This window comes from Neisseria sp. HMSC03D10, from assembly GCF_001807625.1.
GTDB lineage: Bacteria > Pseudomonadota > Gammaproteobacteria > Burkholderiales > Neisseriaceae > Neisseria > Neisseria mucosa.
In genome coordinates, this window is the sequence record NZ_KV789492.1 from 11,935 (window position 1) to 15,544 (window position 3,610).

Annotated in this window: 3 protein-coding genes, 1 tRNA gene and 1 pseudogene; 3 read left to right on the top strand and 2 right to left on the bottom strand. The window is 50.1% G+C overall.

Annotation, left to right across the window (positions count from 1 at the left end):
* Window positions 1–216: 216 nt before the first annotated feature.
* A pseudogene (locus HMPREF3066_RS13240) lies at window positions 217–348 on the bottom strand (IS5/IS1182 family transposase); the annotation flags it as partial.
* Window positions 349–505: 157 nt separating this feature from the next.
* Between HMPREF3066_RS13240 and HMPREF3066_RS13455 the strand changes: the two are divergent.
* Window positions 506–733 carry a hypothetical protein gene (locus HMPREF3066_RS13455; RefSeq protein ID WP_029609675.1) on the top strand — a complete coding sequence of 76 codons (228 nt, stop codon included), beginning with the start codon at window positions 506–508 and terminating at the stop codon, window positions 731–733.
* A gap of 198 nt (window positions 734–931) precedes the next feature.
* Here HMPREF3066_RS13455 and queA read toward each other — a convergent pair whose 3' ends face one another.
* Entirely contained in the window at window positions 932–1,975 is a 1,044-nt protein-coding gene (gene queA, locus HMPREF3066_RS01275) for a tRNA preQ1(34) S-adenosylmethionine ribosyltransferase-isomerase QueA (RefSeq protein WP_070439929.1), read from the bottom strand.
* Between the two features lie 178 nt (window positions 1,976–2,153).
* On the opposite strand from queA, the gene apbC reads away from it, so the two are divergent.
* Both apbC and HMPREF3066_RS01285 read left to right on the top strand, forming a co-directional pair.
* Complete coding sequence (apbC, locus tag HMPREF3066_RS01280; protein WP_070439936.1) at window positions 2,154–3,233, top strand: iron-sulfur cluster carrier protein ApbC; 1,080 nt, start codon at window positions 2,154–2,156, stop codon at window positions 3,231–3,233.
* A gap of 170 nt (window positions 3,234–3,403) precedes the next feature.
* Window positions 3,404–3,479 (top strand) — tRNA-Lys (locus tag HMPREF3066_RS01285).
* The last annotated feature ends 131 nt before the right edge of the window (window positions 3,480–3,610 follow it).

The window sequence follows — 3,610 nt, forward strand, 5'->3', positions numbered from 1 at the left end:
GTCCTGATTTAAATTTAATCCACTATATTGTAATTTAATGCCCAAGGCCAAAGCCAAGGTAGGAAAGGCTTTTGGCTATTTTGAGTATCTATGAGTTGTTTGATTTCATATATTATCGTCTGATTGAATCAATATTTTCAGGGATATGATCGGGGTATCTGAAAATACTTTGAAGGTATCAATTTCACAATGAATTGCATTATGAGTTGCATTTTATAGTGGATTAACTTTAAACCAGTACGGCGTTGCCTCGCCTTGCCGTACTATCTGTACTGTCTGCGGCTTCGTTGCCTTGTCCTGATTTAAATTTAATCCACTATAAGGTGTGTTTGATAGGGAATAAGTACGGATGACTCGGGAAAAGCTTTAGAACGCATCGGCAAGAATGAATATTTGTTATTGAAAAACCTACCGGCGGGCTTCAATCAGGAAAAACATGAAGAAGCAAGGGTATGGATGTATCGTTGGCAGCGTCGGACCTTTTGGAAATGGTGTGAGGGATTATATGAACAACTGGAAGCAGTTTATATTTTTCGTCATATTGGTCATAGCTTGTTATCAATTTCTATATTTTTTATCCGATATGTTCCTTCTCGGCTATATCAATAAATACAGTTGGAATTTGAATTTTATTCAGGGGACTTTGAATTTTCTTTCAATATTTCTTCCCTATGTTTTTGTTAGACGAATTTTCAGGAAAACCAATCAAGAAAAGGAAGATGCAAATAATTGAAGTTCGACTTCATGAATTAAAGCCGGTTTCATATTGAACCGGGAGACTGATGGCAAACCGAAATAATAAGGTTCCTGCCGTCATTCCCGCGCGGGCGGGAATCCATAGGAAATTTTACGAAATAAGCGTTTAAAAACCGTTGCCGGATTCAAAAGCAAATTTCCAGGGCGGGAAGGGCGGCAGGAGGAGCAGTATCTTTTAATCCTCGATGTCCGTTTCTCTCCGCCCCAAAACCATCGCGTCCCCGTAGCTGAAAAAACGGTATTCATGTTCGACCGCATGGCGGTACACCGCGCGGATGTGTTCCATGCCTGAAAACGCGCTGACGAGCATCAGAAGCGTGGATTTGGGCAGGTGGAAGTTGGTAATCAGGCGGTCGATGACGCGGAAGCGGTAGCCCGGCGTGATGAAAATATCGGTGTCGCCCTGTCCCGCTTTCAGACGGCCTGTCTCGCGCGCGGCAGATTCGAGGGCGCGCATGGAGGTGGTGCCGACTGCCCAAACTTTGTTTCCGCGCGCATGGGCGGCTTCGATGGCGGCGACGGTTTCGGGCGGTACGTCAAACCATTCGCTGTGCATTTTGTGTTCTTCGATTTTGTCCACGCGCACGGGCTGGAACGTTCCCGCACCGACGTGCAGGGTTACTTCCGCCGTTTCCACGCCTTTGGCTTTCAGACGACCTAAAAGCTCGTCTGTAAAATGCAAACCTGCCGTCGGCGCCGCGACCGCGCCCTGATGTTTGGCATAGACGGTTTGATAGCGCGTGTCGTCATCCGCGCCGGCAGCGCGTTCAATATAAGGAGGCAGCGGCAAATGGCCGTTTTGCTCCAGAAGCTCGTAAACGGTTTGCCCGCCTTCAAAGCGCAGGCAGAACAGTTCGTCCGCACGCTCAACCATGACGGCACAAATATCGCCTTCAAAAATCAGCTTCGTGCCGGGTTTGGGCGATTTGGACGAGCGGATGTGCGCCAGCGCGGTGTGGTTGTCCAAAACGCGCTCTATCAGGGCCTCGATTTTGCCGCCGCTCTCTTTTTGCCCGAACAGCCGCGCTTTCATGACTTTGGTGTTGTTGAACACCAAAACGTCGCCCGCCTCAATATAATCAGGCAAATCGCCGAACACGCGGTCTTGCAGCGGCATATCGGGCAGCGAGACCAAAAGACGGCTGCTGCCGCGCACTTCGGGCGGATGCTGGGCAATTAATCGGTCGGGCAGGGTGAAATCGAAATCGGAAATGTCCATAATCTTATTTTGATGCTTACAAATTTTGTCAGGCGGTCATTATACGCATTTCCCCGCGGGCTTGGCGTTTCATGCGAAAGGTCGTCTGAAACGCCAAGCCCGCAATATTTTGCGTCCGAACAAGGCAATACGGTATCATTCGTTCTGTTTCAAACGCCACCGCATCAGAGAGAACAACATGAATATCCCCGCCATTTCCGCTGCAATCGAAGCAGTAAAAATCCCCGGCACCGAACGCACGCTCGGCAGTGAAAAAGCCGTCAAACTGTTGGCAGAACGTTCCGACGGCCTCCATATCGGACTGAAATTCGGATTCCCCGTCGGACATATCGCCGCCGACATCGCCAACAGCCTGCAAGAAGCCGTCATCGGCATCACGGGCGATGCGCATATCCACCTCAGCATTGACACTGAAATCACAACACACAAAGTACAGCCCGGCGTCGCCACCATCAAAGGCGTCAAAAACATCATTGCCGTTGCATCCGGCAAAGGCGGTGTCGGCAAATCCACCACCACCGCCAATCTTGCCACCGCCATGGCACGCATGGGCGCGCGAGTGGGCGTACTGGATGCCGACCTCTACGGCCCCAGCCAACCGACCATGTTGGGCGTGCAAGACCGCAAACCCGACCAACAAAACAAAAAACTGATTCCCGTCGAAGCCGACAGCGGCATCCAAGTGATGTCCATCGGCTTTCTGGTCGATACCGATCAAGCCGTCGTTTGGCGCGGCCCGATGGTCAGCCAAGCCTTGCAGCAGTTGATGTTCCAAAGCGAGTGGGACGAAGTGGACTACCTCTTCATCGACCTGCCGCCGGGTACAGGCGACATCCAGCTCACCCTGTCGCAGAAAATCCCCGTAACCGGTTCAGTCGTCGTTACCACGCCGCAAGACATTGCCCTGATTGACGCGCGCAAAGCAGTCGATATGTTCCACAAAGTCAATATCCCGATTTTCGGCGTACTGGAAAACATGTCGGTACATATCTGCTCCAACTGCGGTCACGCCGAAGCTATTTTCGGTTCGGAAGGCGGCAAAAACTTGGCAGGTCGTCTGAATGTCCCGCTGCTCGGACAGCTTCCGTTAAGCCTGCCCGTACGCGAAGCAATGGACGGCGGCGCGGCGAAACAGTTGTTTGACGAACATCCCGCCATTGCCAAAATCTACACCGACGCAGCCTTCCAAATCGCCCTGACCATTGCAGACAAAGGCAAAGATTTCAGCAGCCGCTTCCCGAAAATTGTAGTGGAATAAAGGGCAGAGGTCGTCTGAAAGCCTTTCGAACGGTTTCAGACGACCTTGTAGTGCTGAAGATTATGCTAAAGCGAATAATCGGGAAATCAAATATTTAAAGATTTAATCTTGTTGTTTTGAGAAAATTGCTTGACACGAAAAGTCCCGCCTTCTATAATTCGCAGCTTATCGGGTCGTTAGCTCAGTCGGTAGAGCAGCGGACTTTTAATCCGTTGGTCGAGCGTTCGAATCGCTCACGACCCACCAAATTTAAAAAGCCTGGACAAATGTCCGGGCTTTTTTATTTGCCGGTATGTTTTGAGATTGTTACAGCCTGCCCGTTAGGGTTTTGATACGGGTTTGTTTGTTATAGTGGATTAACTTTAAACCAGTACGGC

Coding starts and splice junctions, on each gene's coding strand:
- HMPREF3066_RS13455 (WP_029609675.1), top strand. CDS start 506: ATGAACAACTGGAAGCAGTTTATATTTTTCGTCATATTGGTCATAGCT.
- queA (WP_070439929.1), bottom strand. CDS start 1,975: ATGGACATTTCCGATTTCGATTTCACCCTGCCCGACCGATTAATTGCC.
- apbC (WP_070439936.1), top strand. CDS start 2,154: ATGAATATCCCCGCCATTTCCGCTGCAATCGAAGCAGTAAAAATCCCC.